General features: G+C 54.9%; 17 protein-coding genes and 1 tRNA gene. 9 read left to right on the top strand and 9 right to left on the bottom strand.

What is annotated here, in order from left to right:
- The first annotated feature begins 310 nt into the window (after nucleotides 1-310).
- The 6 genes from aspA (at nucleotide 311) to ACQG19_RS01935 (ending at nucleotide 6,097) form a co-directional block, all read left to right on the top strand.
- On the top strand, nucleotides 311-1,747 hold the full coding sequence (gene aspA / locus ACQG19_RS01960) for an aspartate ammonia-lyase (protein ID WP_003855923.1): 1,437 nt from the start codon (nucleotides 311-313) through the stop codon (nucleotides 1,745-1,747).
- A gap of 116 nt (nucleotides 1,748-1,863) precedes the next feature.
- A complete protein-coding gene (locus tag ACQG19_RS01955) occupies nucleotides 1,864-3,165 on the top strand; it encodes an anaerobic C4-dicarboxylate transporter (RefSeq protein WP_013095257.1) in 1,302 nt (433 codons plus the stop codon).
- A 113-nt stretch (nucleotides 3,166-3,278) separates the two neighbouring features.
- Nucleotides 3,279-3,602: a divalent cation tolerance protein CutA gene (gene cutA / locus ACQG19_RS01950; protein ID WP_013095256.1), complete on the top strand. Its 324-nt coding sequence runs from the start codon at nucleotides 3,279-3,281 to the stop codon at nucleotides 3,600-3,602.
- Nucleotides 3,578-5,278, top strand: a complete 1,701-nt coding sequence (locus ACQG19_RS01945; protein WP_246932126.1) for a protein-disulfide reductase DsbD — start codon at nucleotides 3,578-3,580, stop codon at nucleotides 5,276-5,278. The genes cutA and ACQG19_RS01945 overlap by 25 nt, the downstream gene beginning before the upstream one ends.
- 48 nt (nucleotides 5,279-5,326) lie before the next feature.
- Nucleotides 5,327-5,902: a transcriptional regulator gene (locus ACQG19_RS01940; RefSeq protein WP_013095254.1), complete on the top strand. Its 576-nt coding sequence runs from the start codon at nucleotides 5,327-5,329 to the stop codon at nucleotides 5,900-5,902.
- 119 nt (nucleotides 5,903-6,021) lie between these two features.
- A tRNA-Phe gene (locus tag ACQG19_RS01935) sits at nucleotides 6,022-6,097 on the top strand.
- Between the two features lie 365 nt (nucleotides 6,098-6,462).
- On the opposite strand, the gene ACQG19_RS01930 is transcribed toward ACQG19_RS01935, so the two are convergent.
- Nucleotides 6,463-6,783 (bottom strand): FaeA/PapI family transcriptional regulator, encoded by a 321-nt coding sequence (locus ACQG19_RS01930; RefSeq protein ID WP_014830351.1) that lies wholly within the window; start codon nucleotides 6,781-6,783, stop codon nucleotides 6,463-6,465.
- Between the two features lie 168 nt (nucleotides 6,784-6,951).
- Here ACQG19_RS01930 and ACQG19_RS01925 point away from each other — a divergent pair, with 168 nt between their 5' ends.
- The 3 genes from ACQG19_RS01925 to ACQG19_RS01915 are packed head-to-tail and all read left to right on the top strand — an operon-like array spanning nucleotide 6,952 to nucleotide 9,364.
- Nucleotides 6,952-7,680, top strand: a complete 729-nt coding sequence (locus tag ACQG19_RS01925; RefSeq protein WP_023621694.1) for a winged helix-turn-helix domain-containing protein — start codon at nucleotides 6,952-6,954, stop codon at nucleotides 7,678-7,680.
- Complete coding sequence (locus ACQG19_RS01920) at nucleotides 7,673-8,140, top strand: FidL-like protein (protein WP_044158991.1); 468 nt, start codon at nucleotides 7,673-7,675, stop codon at nucleotides 8,138-8,140. The genes ACQG19_RS01925 and ACQG19_RS01920 overlap by 8 nt, the downstream gene beginning before the upstream one ends.
- Nucleotides 8,141-8,191: 51 nt before the next feature.
- Complete coding sequence (locus ACQG19_RS01915) at nucleotides 8,192-9,364, top strand: HD domain-containing protein (RefSeq protein ID WP_048972334.1); 1,173 nt, start codon at nucleotides 8,192-8,194, stop codon at nucleotides 9,362-9,364.
- A gap of 36 nt (nucleotides 9,365-9,400) precedes the next feature.
- Here the strand turns inward: ACQG19_RS01915 and ACQG19_RS01910 are convergent, their stop codons facing one another.
- From ACQG19_RS01910 to ACQG19_RS01875, 8 genes are read right to left on the bottom strand one after another with little or no spacing between them, the layout of a single operon-like run.
- Nucleotides 9,401-10,138 carry an SDR family oxidoreductase gene (locus tag ACQG19_RS01910; protein ID WP_246932128.1) on the bottom strand — a complete coding sequence of 246 codons (738 nt, stop codon included), beginning with the start codon at nucleotides 10,136-10,138 and terminating at the stop codon, nucleotides 9,401-9,403.
- Nucleotide 10,139: 1 nt separating this feature from the next.
- The gene (locus tag ACQG19_RS01905) at nucleotides 10,140-10,391 is read right to left on the bottom strand and encodes an acyl carrier protein (RefSeq protein ID WP_246932129.1); all 252 of its coding nucleotides are present in this window, start codon (nucleotides 10,389-10,391) and stop codon (nucleotides 10,140-10,142) included.
- Nucleotides 10,378-11,181, bottom strand: coding sequence for a MaoC/PaaZ C-terminal domain-containing protein (locus ACQG19_RS01900; protein WP_246932131.1), 804 nt, complete (start codon nucleotides 11,179-11,181; stop codon nucleotides 10,378-10,380). The genes ACQG19_RS01905 and ACQG19_RS01900 overlap by 14 nt, the downstream gene beginning before the upstream one ends.
- Entirely contained in the window at nucleotides 11,178-12,431 is a 1,254-nt protein-coding gene (locus ACQG19_RS01895; protein ID WP_046887426.1) for a beta-ketoacyl-[acyl-carrier-protein] synthase family protein, read from the bottom strand. Before ACQG19_RS01895 ends, ACQG19_RS01900 begins: the two co-directional genes overlap by 4 nt.
- The gene (locus tag ACQG19_RS01890; protein ID WP_246932133.1) at nucleotides 12,409-13,791 is read right to left on the bottom strand and encodes a TolC family protein; all 1,383 of its coding nucleotides are present in this window, start codon (nucleotides 13,789-13,791) and stop codon (nucleotides 12,409-12,411) included. The genes ACQG19_RS01895 and ACQG19_RS01890 overlap by 23 nt, the downstream gene beginning before the upstream one ends.
- Complete coding sequence (locus tag ACQG19_RS01885) at nucleotides 13,788-15,719, bottom strand: ABC transporter permease (RefSeq protein WP_246932135.1); 1,932 nt, start codon at nucleotides 15,717-15,719, stop codon at nucleotides 13,788-13,790. The genes ACQG19_RS01890 and ACQG19_RS01885 overlap by 4 nt, the downstream gene beginning before the upstream one ends.
- Nucleotides 15,720-15,722: 3 nt before the next feature.
- On the bottom strand, nucleotides 15,723-16,874 hold the full coding sequence (locus ACQG19_RS01880; protein ID WP_246932137.1) for an efflux RND transporter periplasmic adaptor subunit: 1,152 nt from the start codon (nucleotides 16,872-16,874) through the stop codon (nucleotides 15,723-15,725).
- A complete protein-coding gene (locus ACQG19_RS01875) occupies nucleotides 16,864-18,978 on the bottom strand; it encodes a peptidase domain-containing ABC transporter (protein WP_246932139.1) in 2,115 nt (704 codons plus the stop codon). The genes ACQG19_RS01880 and ACQG19_RS01875 overlap by 11 nt, the downstream gene beginning before the upstream one ends.
- Between the last annotated feature and the right edge of the window lies 1 nt (nucleotide 18,979).

Genomic DNA, 18,979 nt, shown 5'->3' with positions numbered 1-18,979 from the left:
TTTTGGCCCCTGTCTGAATGTGTTCGCGACACGCGTCTGTAAGAGATGAGGACGGTTAGCTAAAATTCAATCGGTTTGCACGGATATTTTTTTTGGAAATATTAAAGCGGTGACCCATTTCACAGATTAATAATTATCATGGAATCGGGTCGATAATAAGTGATCCAGCTTACGGCAATTCGCTATCATCAGCATATGATCTCGAGCAATTGGCCGATTGAGGGAATAATCGTCGGTCAGAAAATATTCAAAACCACATAAATACTGTGTGTTTAGTACAATCCATCGGCAGCTTGAAAAGAAGGTTCACATGTTAAACAACATTCGTATCGAAGAAGACTTGTTGGGTACCAGGGAAGTTCCAGCGGATGCCTACTACGGTGTCCACACTCTGAGAGCGATTGAAAACTTCTACATCAGCAACAGCAAAATCAGCGACATTCCTGAGTTTGTCCGTGGCATGGTGATGGTGAAGAAAGCGGCAGCGCTGGCAAACAAAGAGCTGCAAACCATTCCTAAAAGCGCGGCAAATGCGATTATCGCGGCCTGCGATGAAGTGCTGAACAACGGCAAATGCATGGACCAGTTCCCGGTTGACGTCTATCAGGGCGGCGCGGGCACCTCCGTCAACATGAACACCAACGAAGTACTGGCAAATATCGGCCTGGAGCTGATGGGCCACCAGAAAGGTGAATACCAGTACCTGAACCCGAACGATCACGTCAACAAATGTCAGTCCACTAACGACGCCTACCCAACCGGCTTCCGCATCGCGGTTTATGCCTCCGTTGTGAAACTGGTCGACGCCATCAACCAGCTGGGCGACGGTTTCCAGCGCAAAGCGGTTGAGTTCCAGGACATTCTGAAAATGGGGCGTACCCAGTTACAGGACGCGGTACCAATGACCCTCGGTCAGGAATTCCACGCGTTTAACGTGCTGCTGAATGAAGAAACCAAAAACCTGCTGCGCACCTCCGAGCTGCTGCTGGAAGTGAACCTGGGCGCCACCGCCATCGGTACGCGTCTGAACACCCCGGATGGCTATCAGCAGCTGGCGGTTCAGAAACTGGCTGAAGTCTCTAACCTGCCGGTGGTGCCTGCGGAAGACCTGATTGAAGCCACCTCCGACTGCGGCGCCTACGTCATGGTACACAGCGCCCTGAAACGTCTGGCGGTGAAACTGTCCAAAATCTGTAACGACCTGCGCCTGCTCTCTTCCGGCCCACGCGCTGGCCTGAACGAAATCAACCTGCCAGAACTGCAGGCCGGTTCGTCCATCATGCCAGCGAAAGTGAACCCGGTAGTGCCAGAAGTGGTGAACCAGGTTTGCTTCAAGGTTATTGGTAACGATACGACCGTAACCATGGCCTCTGAAGCCGGTCAGCTGCAGCTGAACGTCATGGAGCCCGTGATTGGCCAGGCGATGTTCGAATCTATCCACATCCTGACTAACGCCTGCTATAACCTGCTGGAAAAATGCATCAACGGCATTACCGCGAATAAAGAAGTCTGCGAAGGTTACGTGTACAACTCCATCGGGATCGTCACCTACCTTAACCCGTTCATCGGCCACCATAACGGCGACATCGTCGGTAAGATTTGCGCCGAAACCGGTAAGAGCGTGCGTGAAGTCGTCCTGGAGCGCGGACTGTTGACCGAAGCCGAGCTGGACGATATCTTCTCCGCCCAGAACCTGATGCACCCGGCATATAAAGCGAAACGATACACCGATGAAAGCGAACAGTAACCGTTCAGGCTAAGCTTCCGAAAGGCACGTCACTTGTGACGTGCCTTTTTTCTTTTTAGGCGTTACCAAAATACAACAATTCAATATCAACTTGTTAATAAGCAAGGCAGGTCCTTATGTTTGGAGCAGAACTCGTCATCGTCCTGTTGGCGATTTATTTGGGAGCAAGACTCGGGGGTATCGGCATCGGTTTTGCCGGCGGTCTCGGGGTGCTCGTTCTTACCCTTATCTTTCAGATTAAACCCGGCGCAATCCCGTTTGACGTTATCGAAATCATCATGGCAGTTATTGCCGCTATCGCCGCCATGCAGGTGGCTGGCGGTATGGACTACCTGGTGAGTCTGGCGGAGCGTATGCTGCGCCGTCATCCTAAATACATTACCTTCCTTGCCCCGCTGGTGACCTGGTTCATGACCATTCTCGCCGGTACCGGTCACACTGCCTTTTCCACGCTGCCGGTGATTACCGAAGTGGCGAAAGAACAGGGTATCCGTCCATCTCGCCCGCTCTCTATTGCGGTGGTGGCCTCCCAGATTGCGATTACCGCCTCGCCTATCTCAGCGGCAGTGGTGTTCTTCGCCGGTATCCTGGAACCCATGGGTGTGAGCTATCTGACGCTGCTGGCGATCTGTATTCCGGTAACGTTGATTGCAGTCATGATCACCGCCGTGCTGTGTAACTTCCTCGGCGCTGAACTGAAAGACGATCCGGTTTATCAGGAACGTCTGGCCAAGGGCGAAGTGAGCTTGCGCGGTAGCCAGGTCTTCAAACTGAAGCCGCATGCGAAACGCTCCGTGGTGCTGTTCCTGATCGGTATCGTGGCGGTGATGTTCTACGCGACGGCCATCAGTGACACAGTAGGCCTCATCCAGAACCCGGTTCTGCCGCGTAACGAAGCGATTGTGGTATTCATGCTGACCATCGCAACCCTGATCAGCATCACCTGTAAAATCGATACCAGCGAAGTGCTGAATGCCAGCACCTTTAAATCCGGTATGAGCGCCTGCGTGTGCGTGCTGGGTGTGGCATGGCTCGGTGATACCTTCGTAAAAGCGCACATCAGCGATATCCAGACCGTTGCGGGTGACCTGCTGCACAACTACCCATGGCTGCTGGCGGTGGTACTGTTCTTTGCCGCGACCCTGCTTTATTCTCAGGCTGCCACGACCAAGGCGCTGATGCCTGCGGCTCTGATGCTGGGCGTAACGCCACTGACGGCCATTGCCTCGTTTGCTGCCGTTTCTGCCCTGTTCGTTCTGCCCACTTATCCAACCCTGCTGGCGGCGGTTGAAATGGATGACACTGGTTCAACCCGCATCGGTAAGTATGTGTTTAACCATGCGTTCCTGATCCCGGGTGTGGTCGCGATTACGCTGTGCGTGATCCTCGGCTTTATCATCGGCGGCGTCGTGCTGTAAACCATTTCGGGTTGTAAAAATAGTTAAAATCGGGCCGCTCTGCGGCCCGTTTCATTAATGGCCAATCGCCTTGCGTGATATAGTGACCACTTTCGTGATGAGGAGGTCGACTTGTGAACACGCCTGATGCTGTTGTCGTATTGTGTACCGCCCCTGATGAAGCTTCCGCCCAGGATCTCGCCGCCAAAGTATTGGCCGAAAAACTGGCTGCCTGTGTAACCCTCCTCCCCGGAGCGACCTCCCTTTATTACTGGGAAGGCAAACTGGAGCAGGAGTATGAAGTCCAGATGTTGCTCAAAACCAACCCGGCAAACCAGCAGGCGCTTCTTGACTGCCTCAAATCTCATCATCCTTACCAAACTCCGGAACTGCTGGTATTGCCAGTGCTCCACGGTGATAACGATTATCTCTCATGGCTCAACGTTTCCTTACGCTGATCCTGCTGCTGTGCAGCACGTCAGTCTTTGCCGGGTTGTTTGACGCGCCCGGCCGTTCGAACTTTATTCCTGCCGATCAGGCATTTGTTTTCGATTTCCAGCAAAACCAGCATGACCTCAACCTCACCTGGCAGGTGAAAGAGGGTTATTACCTGTATCGTAAGCAGGTCAGTATCACACCCGCTCAGGCAAGCGTGGGCGCGCTGCAACTGCCTGCGGGCGAATGGCATGAGGATGAGTTTTACGGCAAAAGCGAGATTTATCGCCAGCACTTAAGCGTGCCCGTAACGGTGCAACAGGCAGACAAAGGCGCTACGCTCACCGTCACTTACCAGGGCTGTGCCGATGCAGGCTTCTGCTATCCCCCAGAAACGAGGATCGTTCCGCTTAGTGAAGTTAAAGCGTCTGCCGCCAACGTTGCTCCTCTTCCTGCAGAGGTCAAGCGTGAAGGTGAGCCTGCGTCAGACCTCCCTTTCTCCGCGCTCTGGGCCTTGCTGATTGGTATCGGCATCGCCTTCACGCCATGCGTACTGCCAATGTACCCGTTGATCTCCGGGATAGTGCTGGGCGGAAAACAGCGTCTTAGCACCGCCCGCGCGCTACTGCTTGCCTTTATTTACGTGCAGGGAATGGCGTTAACCTATACGGCACTCGGCCTCGTGGTTGCGGCGGCTGGCTTGCAGTTCCAGGCAGCTCTTCAGCACCCTTATGTCCTTATCGGCCTGTCGGTGGTGTTTATCCTGCTGGCCTTGTCGATGTTTGGCCTGTTCACCCTGCAACTGCCGTCTTCCCTGCAAACCCGCTTAACGCTGCTCAGCAACCGCCAACAGGGGGGGTCAGCGGGTGGCGTGTTTGCGATGGGAGCTATCGCCGGGCTGATTTGTTCGCCCTGCACCACTGCTCCGCTTAGCGCGATTCTGCTCTATATCGCCCAGAGCGGTAATATGTGGCTTGGCGGCGGTACGTTGTACCTTTACGCGTTTGGGATGGGTCTGCCGCTGATCCTGGTCACGGTATTTGGCAACCGCCTGCTGCCGAAGAGCGGGCCGTGGATGGAGACGGTGAAAACCGCGTTTGGCTTTGTCATTCTGGCGCTGCCGGTCTTCCTGCTGGAGCGTATTGTCGGTGATGTCTGGGGGATGCGCCTGTGGGCGATGCTCGGCGTAGCGTTCTTCTCCTGGGCGTTTATCGTCAGTCTGGGGGCAAAAAGCGCGTGGATGCGTCTGGTACAAATCGTCCTGCTCGCCGCTGCGCTGGTGAGCGTGCGTCCACTTCAGGATTGGGCATTTGGCACGCCAGTGGCTCAGAACCAGGCGCATCTGAATTTCATCCAGATTAAGAACGTGGATGATCTTAACCAGGCTCTGGCCCAGGCGCGCGGCAAACCGGTGATGCTCGATCTCTACGCAGACTGGTGCGTTGCCTGCAAAGAGTTTGAAAAGTACACCTTTAGCGATCCGCAGGTGCAAGGTGCGCTAAACGGGACCGTTCTGCTTCAGGCAAACGTGACCGCCAACAATGCGCAGGATAAAGCCCTGCTGAAGCAACTTAACGTGCTCGGGCTGCCGACCATTCTGTTCTTCAATCAACAGGGTGAAGAACAGCCAGGGCAGCGTGTGACCGGGTTTATGGACGCGGCGGCTTTCAGCGCGCATTTGCGCGATCGCCAACCGTAAACAACACTTTAAACGGGACAACCGTTGGGAATAACGGAGGAGAGAACCGTGCAACGCGAAGACGTACTGGGACAAGCCCTGCAATTACTTGAGATTCAAGGGATCGCCAGCACCACGCTTGAGATGGTAGCCGACCGTATCGATTACCCTCTGGATGAGCTTACGCGCTTCTGGCCCGATAAAGAGGCGCTGCTTTATGATGCCCTGCGCTACCTCAGCCAGCAGGTTGATATCTGGCGCAGGCAGCTGATGTTGAATGAAGAACTGACCGCCGAACAGAAGCTGCTGGCGCGCTATACCGCGCTGACGGAATGTGTAAGTAACAACCGCTATCCGGGTTGTCTGTTTATCGCCGCCTGCACCTACTACCCCGATCCAGGCCATCCGATCCATCAGCTGGCGGATCAGCAAAAACGGGCGGCGCACGACTTCACCCACGAACTGCTGACAACGCTTGAAGTGGATGATCCGGCAATGGTGGCAAAGCAAATGGAGCTGGTGCTGGAAGGCTGCCTGAGCCGTATGCTGGTAAACCGTAGCCAGGCCGATGTGGATACCGCTCACCGCCTGGCAGAGGACATCCTGCGCTTTGCCCAGTGCCGCATGGGCGGCGCGTTGACGTAAGCGTAATTTGACCTGTTTGCTTCAGAAGTCAGCGCATTGCCGCAAACTTAAGCAGTTGAACAGCTTTTCCAGAAATAGTGTTGACGATCGGGCGGGATTGCGGTTTAATGCGCTCCGTTGCCCGGATAGCTCAGTCGGTAGAGCAGGGGATTGAAAATCCCCGTGTCCTTGGTTCGATTCCGAGTCCGGGCACCACTATTTAAAGAACCCAGCCTATGGCTGGGTTTTTGCTTTTCAGCGCCAAAACACCGGGGGCATTCCCCTCAGATGACTTTCAACGTCAAACTATTCACGCTTCCTCATCTACTCTCCATGGCCCCTCGGTGCATGATTCACTCGAACGTAAAGCAGGGCATTTAGCTGCAATACAAGAATATTATTTTGAATCAAAAAACATGAATTCATAAGTATTAATACAGGAACGTTAATACATTTATTGGGAATTTTCTTAACGTCCTGCGAGATTATAATTAGTATTTTTCAAAAGTCTTAGATATATCTATTTGACTTCCGTGCCATTGTTGCAAATAAAAATACCCCTTGTTAGAATGCAAACATAATTATGTCGCATCCTTTGACAAAAACCACTGATGATGCTTTTGCATTTTATCCCGTATAACCTGGCCATATTTTTCCAGCGGAAGAAGTAAGTGTCTAACTTTATAAATTGAAATACCGCACAGATTGGCAAGCTCCCTCGTGGACAGTCCCTGCGTGCTATGATCTTTAAGTAAATTGAGAATCAACATTTGTTCCGGGCCTCTGATCATCGCCAGACCACTTATTCCCATTTCCGCCGCTAACATCTGCAGATTGTCGTGAGGTGCGTTGTAGCCTGGATGTACAGCCTCCGGGTTGTATGAACACAGTGAGAGTTTCATTGTCGACTCCTGAGTTTTGAAGGAGTTAGCAGTATGAAATCCCTTGAGTCAACCAGCAACATTAGCTTCAAATGAAAGTAAAAACAGGGTTTTTATCTGGCTTTCATACTGTTTTATCAAAAACAGTCGGTATGTGAGAGAAAAGTAGGGCTTAGGGAGGAGAGGGATATGAGGTACGATATTGAGGGATTTATCACTTTTGATACGGAGGATGCATCTCTCCTTAATGTGCTTACCGGGGATTGCGTTGAATTATCTCAGACATCGACGCGTCTATTAGCAGAATTACTCAATCACCGCGGCGATATCCTGTCCAGAAGTGAAATTTTTCATTCCGTGTTTGATCAGTACGGTGCCAGAGCATCAAATAGTAACCTCAATCAATATATCTCAACGTTACGCAGAAATCTGAACGACCTGGGCGTGGAAAAAGAGATTATCACTACCGTTCCCCGCATTGGTTTTAAGATTGCAGATGATGTCATCATCCATAACGACCGCGAGTATCGAACCCCGTTCCTGGAAGAAAAAACCTCAGAAGCCACGCGCAACCCCCCTCCTCCTTCGGTGTTTGAAAGGATAGCCCGAATAATCGCGCTAGGTATTGTGTCAATCCTTTTAGTAATAAGGCCTCACACCGTCGATTCAGGGAATAACGTACATAAAATAGTTGATGACCAATGCATCATTTTTACATCCCCCGCACTGTCGCTATGGGATGTAAAAAATAGCTTTCATTTTACAACACAACCATTCGACTGTTCGCAGCCAAAAGAACTGTACCTTTACAAGAAGCAGATAAATGGAACCTTAGGTAACATTATACAATTGCTACTCGTTGAGTGTGATAACGGTAACTGCGAAAGTTTTTATTACAGAGAAAAAAACAATGTCTAAGCGCGTCTTTTTCCTGTTACTCTGCCTCGCTCTCTTCCTGGCGGGGGGGATGTATTCATTTACCAGCCCCGCTGTTTTCTCCTGCGAATCGCAATTTTCTGTCGTACAAAACATTAACGGCAAAAGTGTCCATGCTGAAGGGCTGATTTTTATCAACATGGCGAACGATCATATCCTCATGAATATCGATGGGTTACTCTCTCATGACAATAAAAACCAACTGATTTCGCGAACGCTCAAGATAAAATACAAAAAATTTAACCCCAGCGCGAATTTATATCAAGTCACGAGCGTCCGCACCCTGCGCGACAGCACAGATAATATTGATGACACTGTCGCCATAAATTTATTATTTGGCAAAGGGCCAGACGACAAAATAATTTACCTTAATAAACTCAATAATAATACATTACTCTTTGGTAACCACACATTTCCGCAGTATGGTTGCAAACGAAAATAATTTGTGTGGTTTTCTTAAACGAAGCACAGCGTAAGTTAAATTTTCAATATCATGAATATAAACTTAATAGAATCACTGGCTTGCATCTCAAAAATAATAGACATGATCAATCCTCGGCTTAACTTGCATCATGTCAGAACGGCGTATATTGCCTGGCTCCTGGCACGAGAGTCGCAGTTTACGCCTGCGCAATGTCGGAAAACCCTGCTGGCGGCCCTGCTTCATGATATTGGAGGACTGAATGAAGAGTCTCGCCTCCAGCCTATGAGCTATTACGATAATGAACTCAATAACCACGCTGCTGTGGGAGCGGAATTGCTGGCCAGTGTCCCTTTACTGAATCCGCTGAACGCCATTGTGCGATATCATCATACCCACTGGAATAATGGTCGGGGGGCGTGTGTTAATGGCATTAAAACCCCGAAAGAAAGCCATATCATTTATCTGGCCGATCGTCTGGATGTATTAATCTCTCACTACCGGGCCAGCGATATCATCACCGCACAAGAAGAAATTATAAAAATTATTGTCAGCGGTGAGAACGACCTGTTTCAACCTGACTATATCCATGCCTTCCAAAGGGTCGCAAGCAGGGATCATTTTTGGCTAAGAATTCAATCAACAGAGTTTGACGATTATATTAAAGAAATCCCCCGCATTCATAACGACACCCTCTCATTACACAACTTTCGCGATATCGCCGGTATGCTGGCGTTTATTATAGATGGATTCAGTCAACATGGGGTTCAGCACTCTCTGGTGGTCGGGCGAATATCGGGATACCTTGCCAGAGAAATGGGTATTCCTCCCGTGCAGTGTTTAAAGATTGAAATCGGAGGGCTATTGCATAATCTCCCAAGCCTGGCCCTGTGCGCCACACCGGCACAGACCGATGAGGGAAAAGCAGTTTGGGATGAGCTCTATCCTATTGAGGCAATAAGAGACATAGCAGGATGGTGTCAGCTTCAGAAATCCGTAGATGCAAAATCCGCTTATCCGCCGGAAGTGACGATTATCAAAGCCAGCATTTGGCTGGCCTCGTTACTTCAGGGGGTCACGCTATCGTCCGAATTTAAGGCCCGGGTAGGTGAAACGGCGGAAATCGCCCCCGCGCTGGCGGGTATCGTGCAGCAACACAGTGCGATTTTATTACAGATATTCCATGAGTCGGTCAAAGAACGACGCGCTCTGGTACAGCGAATTAATCAACTGACCCTGTCATGAGCCGCGGGAAGTCGCCCTTCTCGCGGCTGCCTTAACTCAGGCTGACAGCCCTCCGTCCAGCACCAGCGTTTGCCCGGTGAGATAGCGGCTTCCTTCTCCGGCCAGAAAGGCAACAGCGTGCGCCACGTCCTGCGTTTGCCCCAGACGGCGTAAGGGAATGCTCTGCCGCATGGCTTTCAGGCGGGCTTCAGGGATAGCCTCAACCATTTCACCTTCAATCAGTCCCGGCGCCAGACAGTTAACCCGAATGCCAAAGCGTCCCACCTCCTGCGCCAGCGAACGCGTCAGGCCAATCATTGCGGCCTTACTGGCTGCATAGGCCGTTTGGCCGCTATTGCCCTTTATTGCCGTTACGGACGACATCAATACCACAGCTCCGCTCCCCTGCATCATCATGGCGGGTAAAAGCGTTCGGTTCCAGTTCACGAGCGCAACCAGGTTGTTCGTTAGCACATCCTGCCAGTCGCGTGCCGTTTGATGAATATGCAGTGCGTCACGGGTCATTCCGGCGTTGTGTACAATGGCCGCTGGTGCGCCAAACTCGTCAAGTAGCGACGTCGCCAGCCGTTGGACATCCGCCTCATCGCGGCCATCGCAGCGGTAACCTTTTACCCAGGTTGCCGTGCGCAGACCTTGCGCCTGCGCCAGCGTACGGCCAATTCCGGCCTCATTGCGGCCGGTAAACACAATGTTCCACTCGGGCAGAAGGTGGCTCACCAAAGCCTGTCCGATTCCTCTGCTGCCGCCGGTGATCAACATCCATCTCTTTGTCATCTCAGCCAGCCATTTCCTGGTCGATGTACAGACTCAAATCGCGAAGGGTCATATGCGGCTTTTTCATAAACATTTCGGCCGTAAGCGTCACGTTAAACTCGCGTTTCGCCAATACCATCAGTTCAACATAATCGAGGCTGTCAAGTTCCAGCTGCGACAGCGTCGTGTCCGGTGTCAGCGCCTCCAGCGGCAGATCTTTTGCATCAGCAATCATTTCGCTGATTTTGCTGTAGATGATTTCATACGAGTTCATTTGCATTTCCTTTTGTCAGCGGGCCAACTTTCAGCGTCACGGCACTGCTGATGTAGTGTTGTTGATAGCGGGTTTGCGCAGCAATTCGCACCACTGCGCCATATCTAAGATCGCCAACCACCGTGGCGGGTAATGTCTCTATCTCAAGCGGTTCCGGTAAAGGCACCGTCTGCCAGGGCGCGAGCAGATGGCTGTCAAAAACAACCTCCTGATGGGTCTGGACAACGGGATAGCGGGTAAACAACGCCTCCAGCGTATGGCCAGACGGTATCAGCGGTGCGATGTCTTTCTGATGTAACAGCGCGGTATCCTGAAGAAGATGGCGAAATAGCAGGGCATCAAGAAAATGCCACTGCTGTGCGTGGGGAAGCAGGGGCAAAAACGTCTGATGTAGCGCGGCAATGGTTGATGCGCCGAGTTCTCGCTGACTTTCTGCTTCTGCCACAGCAAAAAGGTTAACCGGCGCGATAGCACATGAAAGGCAGACCGTTTGAGCGGTAAGATCGTACACGGAGGCTGAAACAGGCTTGTTGGGATCGCACATCAGAAGATAAGTGGTATCCCGCCACAGCGGCCTGCGCAACCGCACGGTACACTTCAGAAAGGATGAGCGGCGAACTACCGGACTGATGAACCGTTTGACATCCAGCAGGGCGCGCATACCGTGCACGCTGAGCCGGCTTCCACCCTGCGATTTCACCCAGGCTTTATCAAAATGCACGGGGTTGTAATCCCCTGAAAATGCAGCCCATAGCCGCGCATCCTGTTGGCTGTAACGCAGCGTCATCATGAATGTTTCTCCAGAATCAACGCCGCGTTTGCGCCACCAAACCCAAAGCTCAGGTTGAGCGTACGGCGGATAGTGGCGTGACGATGCCCTTCAACGACATAATCCAGATCACAGCACTCATCCGCATGCTGAAAATTGGTCGTCGCGGGGATAATGCCGTTGGCAATGGCCTGCAGGCAGACGATGCTCTCGAACGCGCCTGCGGCTGAAATTAAGTGCCCGGAGTAAGACTTCGTGCTGGAAATGGGAACAGTCCAGACCGCCTCCCCCAGCGCCATTTTTAGCGATTGCGTTTCGTTGATGTCATTGAGCGGTGTCGAGGTACCATGAGCGTTAATATAGTCCAGGTGCTCGGGTTCAAGTCCGGCCTGCCGCAGCGCGGAGATGATGGTTTGCACGCGCGCAAGGCAGTCTTCAGCGGGCGAGGTAAAATCCCAGGCGTCAGAGAAATTGGCGTAACCCGTAATTTCGCCAAGAATGGTCGCGCCGCGCGCAAGCGCCCCCTCGCGCGACTCCAGACACAGTACCGCCGCCCCCTCCGACAGCACGAACCCATTACGGTGGGCACTGAAAGGACAGCTGGCGCGCTGCGGATCCTGCGTTTCTTTACTTAACGCCCCTAATACGTCGATATTCCAGATCGCGCAGGGACTGGTCAGCGACTCCCCGGCCCCCGCCAGCATCATCTGCGCTCTGCCGGTGCGGATCACCTCGTAGGCTTCGCCAATGGCGATGGTTCCCGTCGCACAGGCCGCTACCACGGTGTTCTGGAAGCCGTTTAGCCCCCAGAACTGGCTACAGGCGGCAGTGGTGACGCTAGGCATCGAATAAAAACAGTTAAACGGCGAGGCGAAGCCCGTTGCCGAAAAATCGCTCTGCGCATCGTAGCTTTCGTCCAGCCCTCCCCAGCCGGTCCCCATGATCGCGCCGCAGTCTAGCGGGCTATAGAACTCCTGCGGTGGCTGGCCGCCAAAAGCCATCGCCATGGCCTGACGCGCCGCGCCAAACGTGAGCCGGGCAAAACGCGGCAGACGGCGTCTGACGGCGGCAGGAACCCCAATCAGGCTGGGTTCGTTGTCCACCAGCCCGAGAAAATGGGTTTTGATATTCCGCGCCGTGTAATCGACGTAGCGATAGCCCAGCCGATAGTCCATGATCGCCTGCCAGCTCTCACCAGCCGTCACGCCAAGGGGGGTAACGGCCCCATAGCCGGTAACAACCACCCGATTATCTCCATTTTTCAGCTTCATCTTTTATCATCCTGTTTTGCGTGTCGCCCCCTTGTGCCAGCCAGAGCTGCAGCGTGGCGTAAAGGTAGTCGTACTGGGTTTGCGCGAGGGCGTTCTCTGTGTTCAGCAGATCGTCCTGCGCGTTGAGCAGCGTCTGGAAATCCACCGCACCTGCGCGATAACGGCTTTCCGTAAGGGATAATCGCCGCTGGCTAAGCGCCAGCGACTGATGGAGTCGGCTGCGTTGCTCATCTGCACTCAGCCGGTTTTCCATAGCCTCATCCACTTCAGCGAGTGCGGTATAGGCGGTAGAACGAAACGCGATCGCGGCCTGTTTTATCGCTAAATCCGCCTGCGCAACGGTGAGCTGACGGGTGTTCCACTGGATAAACGGCAAGGCCAGCGCGGCCCCTGTCGTACGGATAGGATCGCGGAACCACTGGCTAAAAACCTGGCTCCCGGCATTCAGAGACGCATCAAGCGAAAGCGTGGGGTAGAACTGCAGGCGAGCCGCGTCGTAACCCGCAAGCGCGGCTCGCAGGCGCGACTCAGCAGCCTGAATATCTGGCCGCTGAGCGATCACCCGTAGCGGCGTTTTTTGTGCCACAGGCACCTGCTGATACACGTCCAGCTCGCGCAATTCATCGGCATGTTGTTCCGCCGGCCTGTTAAGCATCAGTGCCAGCGCACTGCGTGTGTTCTGGCGCTGCTGAACCAACGTTCTGAGCTGATTTTGCCGCGCCAGCAGCGCCTGCTGTGCTTGCAGAACATCAAGTTGCCCCACCTTTCCGGCGTTAAACCATGAGGACACCTGTTGCACGGTCTGTTCAGAGACAGTCAGACCGTCACGCTGATGGCGGATCTGCTGGTTATACAAGGCGATACGCCAGTAAAGCTGAGCGGTGAGGCCCATCGTTGAGAGAACGGTTGCACGGTAATCCTGCTCGCTTGCCCTGGCCTGCCATTCGCTTTGCTCACGGGTGCGCGCCAGTTTTCCCCACAGGTCCAGCTCCCAGGCGATGGCAACACTGCCGCTGTAGTTCTCCTGTGGAGGTGCCCCCCGACGCACATTTTTACTGTTACTGGCGGCTCCACTCACTCTGACGTCGGGGGAGATGTTGGTGCTGGTGAGTCCTGCCGCAACGCGTGCTTGCTGCAGCGTGAGGGCTGCCGCTGCAAGATCGTTATTGCTTTCCAGTACCTGTTCAATCACCCGAGACAGGCGGGGATCGCTAAAACGCCAGCCGTTTTCCGTCCCCTTTTCCGCCATCGTGGGCCACTGTGTGGGCAATGACAGCAGCGGGCGCTGGTAGTCGCTGCGGGTCATCGCGCGGCAACCCGCCAGGAGTAGCAGTACGGCTAAAAAGAGGTATCGTGTCATTCGCGAGCCAGCGCCTCCGTAGGGGAAAGGCGAGCCGCGCTGCGCGCCGGGAAATAACCAAACGTGAGGCCGATCGCAGCAGAAAAACCGCAGGCCATCAGCACCGGGAATACGGTAAATACCATTGAAAAGGCGTCCGTCACGAAGGCAAAAATATGCCCTGCCAGCCAGGCGCCTGACACCCCCACCAGGCCACCGAGCACGCAGATCATCACCGCCTCAATGAGAAACTGGTTCATGATGTCTGCGGGTCGAGCCCCCACGGATAATCGAATGCCGATTTCATGCGTCCGCTCCGTCACCGACACCAGCATGATATTCATCACACCCACGCCGCCCACCAGCAGCGAGATAGCCGCGATCGCTGTAATCAGAAGCGACATGGAGTCCGACGTTTTTTGCATGGCATTCGCCAGCCGATCGTCGGTTTGTATAAAGAAATCTTTTCGTCCGTGTTCCCGCAGCAGGTGGCGCTCCACGCGCTGCGCGGCCTCCTGTGATGTCAGCGGCGGCTGAAAACGCAGCACCAGCGACTCCAGCGGTATTTGCCCCGTCAGCCGCTGCTGCAAAGCAGTATGCGGAACCCACGCCGCCATGAAGCCCCCCACCACTTTCGGCCCGGGTCGAGTGGCCACGCCGATCACGCGCCACGGCGCACCGGCAATCTGCACAAGTGCACCGAGCGGATTTTCCCCACCGGGGAACAGCGTATCTCGCCCGGTTTCATCCAGGATCATAACCGGTTCACCTTCCGCAACATCGCGCGCCGTGAAGCCATTACCCTGAACAACGCGCAGCCCTTGCAGGGTGAAAAAGTCCTGTGATACCCCTGACAGCATCATCGAGGAATCCATACCTTTGCGGACCGCGAGTGCAGTGCTGCTGACGACCGGCGAGACGCCCATCACCCACGGCAGCGCCTGCAAACTGCGCACGTCTTCCATCGACAGCGCGCGCGCCATGTCCGGACGCGCGTTGCCCCATCCGGTGCCCGGGCGGATCTCAAGCGTCGTATTTCCCAGCTTGCCTATCTCATCCACGATCGCCCGCCGCGCGCCTTCCCCTACCGCCATTGACGACACCACCGACGCGATGCCAATGATGATCCCCAGCATGGAAAGAAACGCACGCATACGGTGCCCAAGCAGTGCACGCCAGGCCATACGAACCGACTCGCGAAAACGGCTCGCCAGCGACGCTCGGCCGTTGTCCTGCTCCGGCAGCAGCATTGAGGGATGAACCTCAGCGTGCCGTACATCGCTGATGATTCGCCCGTCGCTAATCTCAATAATACGCTGCGCCTGTCGGGCGATATCGCGGTCATGGGTAACGATAATCACCGTGTGCCCTGACGCATGCAGTTGATGCAGCACGCCCATCAGAGCCTTACCACGGGTACTGTCGAGCGCGCCGGTAGGTTCGTCTGCCAGGATAATGTGTGCACCGTTGATCAATGCCCGACAAATGCTCACCCGCTGCTGTTGTCCACCCGACAGCTCCGCTGGACGGTGCTGGAGACGGTTTTCCAGCCCGAGCTGAACAGCTAACCTCTGCACACGGGCGGTACGCTCCTGTTCCGACATTGCGGTGTACAGCGCGGGAATGGCAATGTTTTCTTCTGCGGTCAGATACGGCATCAGGTGATAGCGCTGAAAAATGAATCCCAGGTAACGGCTGCGCAGATCGGCAAGGTAGAGGCTATCCGCGTTATGCACGGGCGTGCCGTTGATCAGGACTTCTCCGGACGTGGGCTTGTCCAGGCAGCCAATGATGTTCATCAGCGTGGACTTACCCGAGCCGGATGCCCCCACAATCGCCACCATTTCACCGCGATGAAAGGTCAGTGAAATATCACTCAGCACCGCTAACGTTTGAGTGCCCGCGTGGAATCGTCTGCACACCCGCCGTAATACGATAATCGGCTCCATCCGCTATCCTCGCTCCGTCTCTTGCGCCAGCACCACCTGTTCGCCCGCCTGCAGCCCTTCCAGCACTTCGGCGTACTGCCGATCTTGAATGCCAATGCGGATCGTGCGGGACTGCGTATTTCCATCTTTAACGGTGGTGATGGTGTAACGATCGGCATCCAGCGCCTGGCCCAGTGCCGCAACCGGAACACGCAGGACATTGCTGGCCCTGGCGATCTGAATAAATACCTGTGCCGTCATGGATGTTTTGAGCTCACGCCCAGCGTTAGGCACTTCGAACGTGCCGGTGTAGTAGACTGCCATCGCCTGCGCGTTCCCGCCCATACCTCTCTCACCGGACGCCTCCATCGCGTCCTGCGGCGCAGGCTGCACATAGCCCATGGTACTGGCGTAGCGTTTATCCGGATTGGCGATGACATAAAAACTGAGCGGCTGGCCGGGATGAATTTTTTGGACGTCCGCTTCTGAAATACGCGTTTGCACCTGCATCGTATCGAGATCCGCCAACACCAGAATGGTCGGCGCCGTTTGCGAAGAAACGATGGTCTGACCTTCACGGGTCACAATACCCAGCACCTCGCCGTCGACCGGCGCGACAATGCGGGTATAGCTGAGGTTGGCCTGCGCCGTTTTCACCGCCATTTCAGCCTGTGCAATCTGTGCCTCGCTCACCGCTATCTGCTGCACCTGCACAGCGTATTGCGACCTGGCCTGCTCAAACTCACTGCGCACCCCCGAGCCGTCGCGCTGCATCAGGCGCTGTCGGTCCAGCTCCTGGCGGTAGCGCAGCAACATTGCCTGCGCAGAGCGCTTTTGCGCTCGGGCGCTGGCAAGCTGCGCCTTTGTATTCCTGAGTTCCGATTCCTGTAACGTCGGGTCGATTTCTGCCAGCAGTTGCCCTTTCTTCACGCGCTCTCCCTGGCGAACATACAATTTCCGCAGCTGTCCGTTGACCTGCGCACCGACGTTAACCTGTACCGCCGGCTTCAGGATCCCCGTCACCAGCACCACCTTTTCGATGTCGCCGGTGCCGATAGTGTCCACGGGTAAACGCGTATGTGGTGAGGGCGGGGCCATAGACACCCAGACGCCCGCCATCGCGGCGGCAAACGCCAGACCGCAGCCCAGCATCACCCAGAGAGATTTATGCTTCATCGCTCCCTTCCCGCAGGCTGAGCCTGCCGTCGACCAGGTGGTAAACCTGCTGAAAGCCCGATAAAACCTGCTCGCTATGCGTGACAACAATCAACGACTTACCGGCCCTGCGGCAGTGGGCGTGAACCGTTGCCATGACGATTGCCGCGGTTTCGTCATCAAGATTGGCCGTCGGCTCATCGAGCAATAACACCGGACGTGAGCTGTACAACGCGCGGGCCAGCAACAGGCGCTGACGCTGGCCGAGAGAGAGCGCCGCGTGGCTTTCGCGGATCAGAGCATCCAGACCACCCGGCAATGCACGCACCACGTCACCCAGCATGAGAGCATCAAGCAGGGCCTCAACCCGTCCGCGGTCACGCTCGCGGTAGTGCGCGTCGAATAAGGTGATGTTTTCACGCACCGAGGCGTTAAAAAGAATGTCCTCCTGGCTTTGCAAACAGACATACTGCGCCAGATGCGCGGCAGGCAGCGCGCGACCGGCGGCATAACATCCTCCTGCCTGAGGCGAAAACAGCCCGGCGATCAGCCGAAGTAAGGTACTTTTACCGGCCCCCGACTCCCCGACTATCGCGATCTGCTCACCCGCCGGCAGCGATAATGAGACGGATGAAAGGACGGGCACAGCGGGGTCATACCCGTAGCCAAGCGCCTCAAAGGCCAAAGCAGGCGTTGTATCCGCTGTCGGTACCGCGGTCAGCGGCGCGGGCGCGCGTTCTCCTCCTGGAGCAAAGAGGGCATGTGCACGGGTGTCGATCACGTGCAGCTGCGTTTTCTGGATGATGGCGTAGAAGATCCGCGTGACGTAGGACGTGAAGATTTGCCGCAGGAAGCTGTAGGCAAAAAAATCGCCCAGCGAGATCTGCTTGCCATGGACCATCGGCAGTACCACCAGCATAAACGCCACCATCTCCAGGCTACCGCATAGCTGATAGAGCCCTTCTTTCACCTGTTGATAGACCTTCTGGCGCTGTAGGCATCTGTAGAGCTCGCGGCTTAAGGCGGCAAACTGCGCCTGACGCTGCCCTTCCAGCCCGGCGGTTTTGACGGTCAATATGCCCTGAAGGGTCTCCATGAAAAAATCATTCAGCGCAGCGCTTTTCAGCTGTAGCTGCTGGGTAAACCAGCGATCGCGGATCACGGCCCAGACACTGATGATCCCCATCACCGTCACGCCGATGGCGGAGATCGCCGCCAGGATGGGCGCGATCCAGAACATGATCGCCAGCGCGATCGCACCGATCACCCAATCGGAACGCAGACCATTATCCAGTTCGATCTTCTGCAGCAGGCCCATCTGCCAGGCCGTGAAGCGGCTGAAGATCTCCCCCGGCGCGCGTTTTTCAAAAAAACGGAGGGGGTTTTGAAGCAGGCGAGAAAAGCCGACACCGCTGTGGATCAGCACAAAGCGTTTAATGTAGCGCTCGGCGATCGCCCGAACCCCCAGCGCCATCAGCGAAGAGACCACAAAGGCCAGAATAAACCAGCCGTACGGGAAGCCGCTGCTCTCAACGCTGGAGAAAGCTTTATTGATGGCACTACTCACCATCGTGGGCATCAGAAACAGCGTTAACGACACCATGAAGGTCAACAGCATCAGCCGATATATGCCCGGCACATCTGCCGTCTCCTTCATGCTCATCACCCGAGGCATGCTCTGTCCCGCTGTCGGTCGCGCCAGCGCGGGATCTGCAGCCAGCCTCTGCTCTGGCTCCACTATCAGGGCATAGCCGCTGATCTCCTGCTTAAGCGCGGCAAAAGGCAGCCACTGCTCGCCAATCGCCGGGTTCATCACGCAGACGTGGTTGCCTTTACGCCAGGCCAGCAGGACATAGTGGCTCGCGCCGTAGTGCAAAATGGCTGGCAGCGGGAGTTCACTGAGTTCGTGATGCTCAAACAGCACAGGGGCCGTCGCAATGCCCAACCGCGCCAGAATGGCCATCAGCGTGTCCAGCGACGTACCGTGGTCGGAGGCTGGAAAAATGTCGCGCAGTGTTTCCAGTGAGATCGTCTGTCCCTGCGTTTGTGCCAGCATTGCTACACACGCCAGTCCGCACTCGTTGGTCTCTTCCTGAAAGATCAGATTCGGGATCGTGTTTTTCATT

Origin of the sequence: Enterobacter cloacae complex sp. 277I4 (assembly GCF_050031465.1) — a bacterium.
GTDB lineage: Bacteria > Pseudomonadota > Gammaproteobacteria > Enterobacterales > Enterobacteriaceae > Enterobacter > Enterobacter cloacae.
Note: the sequence above shows the minus strand (reverse complement) of the source record. Positions and strands in the feature narration are given on the sequence as shown.

Coding starts and splice junctions, on each gene's coding strand:
- ACQG19_RS01920 (WP_044158991.1), top strand. CDS start 7,673: ATGTCTAAGCGCGTCTTTTTCCTGTTACTCTGCCTCGCTCTCTTCCTG.
- ACQG19_RS01880 (WP_246932137.1), bottom strand. CDS start 16,874: ATGAAGCATAAATCTCTCTGGGTGATGCTGGGCTGCGGTCTGGCGTTT.
- aspA (WP_003855923.1), top strand. CDS start 311: ATGTTAAACAACATTCGTATCGAAGAAGACTTGTTGGGTACCAGGGAA.
- ACQG19_RS01905 (WP_246932129.1), bottom strand. CDS start 10,391: ATGAACTCGTATGAAATCATCTACAGCAAAATCAGCGAAATGATTGCT.
- ACQG19_RS01915 (WP_048972334.1), top strand. CDS start 8,192: ATGAATATAAACTTAATAGAATCACTGGCTTGCATCTCAAAAATAATA.
- ACQG19_RS01895 (WP_046887426.1), bottom strand. CDS start 12,431: ATGAAGCTGAAAAATGGAGATAATCGGGTGGTTGTTACCGGCTATGGG.
- ACQG19_RS01930 (WP_014830351.1), bottom strand. CDS start 6,783: ATGAAACTCTCACTGTGTTCATACAACCCGGAGGCTGTACATCCAGGC.
- ACQG19_RS01925 (WP_023621694.1), top strand. CDS start 6,952: ATGAGGTACGATATTGAGGGATTTATCACTTTTGATACGGAGGATGCA.
- ACQG19_RS01890 (WP_246932133.1), bottom strand. CDS start 13,791: ATGACACGATACCTCTTTTTAGCCGTACTGCTACTCCTGGCGGGTTGC.
- ACQG19_RS01900 (WP_246932131.1), bottom strand. CDS start 11,181: ATGATGACGCTGCGTTACAGCCAACAGGATGCGCGGCTATGGGCTGCA.
- ACQG19_RS01955 (WP_013095257.1), top strand. CDS start 1,864: ATGTTTGGAGCAGAACTCGTCATCGTCCTGTTGGCGATTTATTTGGGA.
- ACQG19_RS01885 (WP_246932135.1), bottom strand. CDS start 15,719: ATGGAGCCGATTATCGTATTACGGCGGGTGTGCAGACGATTCCACGCG.
- ACQG19_RS01910 (WP_246932128.1), bottom strand. CDS start 10,138: ATGACAAAGAGATGGATGTTGATCACCGGCGGCAGCAGAGGAATCGGA.
- ACQG19_RS01945 (WP_246932126.1), top strand. CDS start 3,578: ATGGCTCAACGTTTCCTTACGCTGATCCTGCTGCTGTGCAGCACGTCA.
- ACQG19_RS01875 (WP_246932139.1), bottom strand. CDS start 18,978: ATGAAAAACACGATCCCGAATCTGATCTTTCAGGAAGAGACCAACGAG.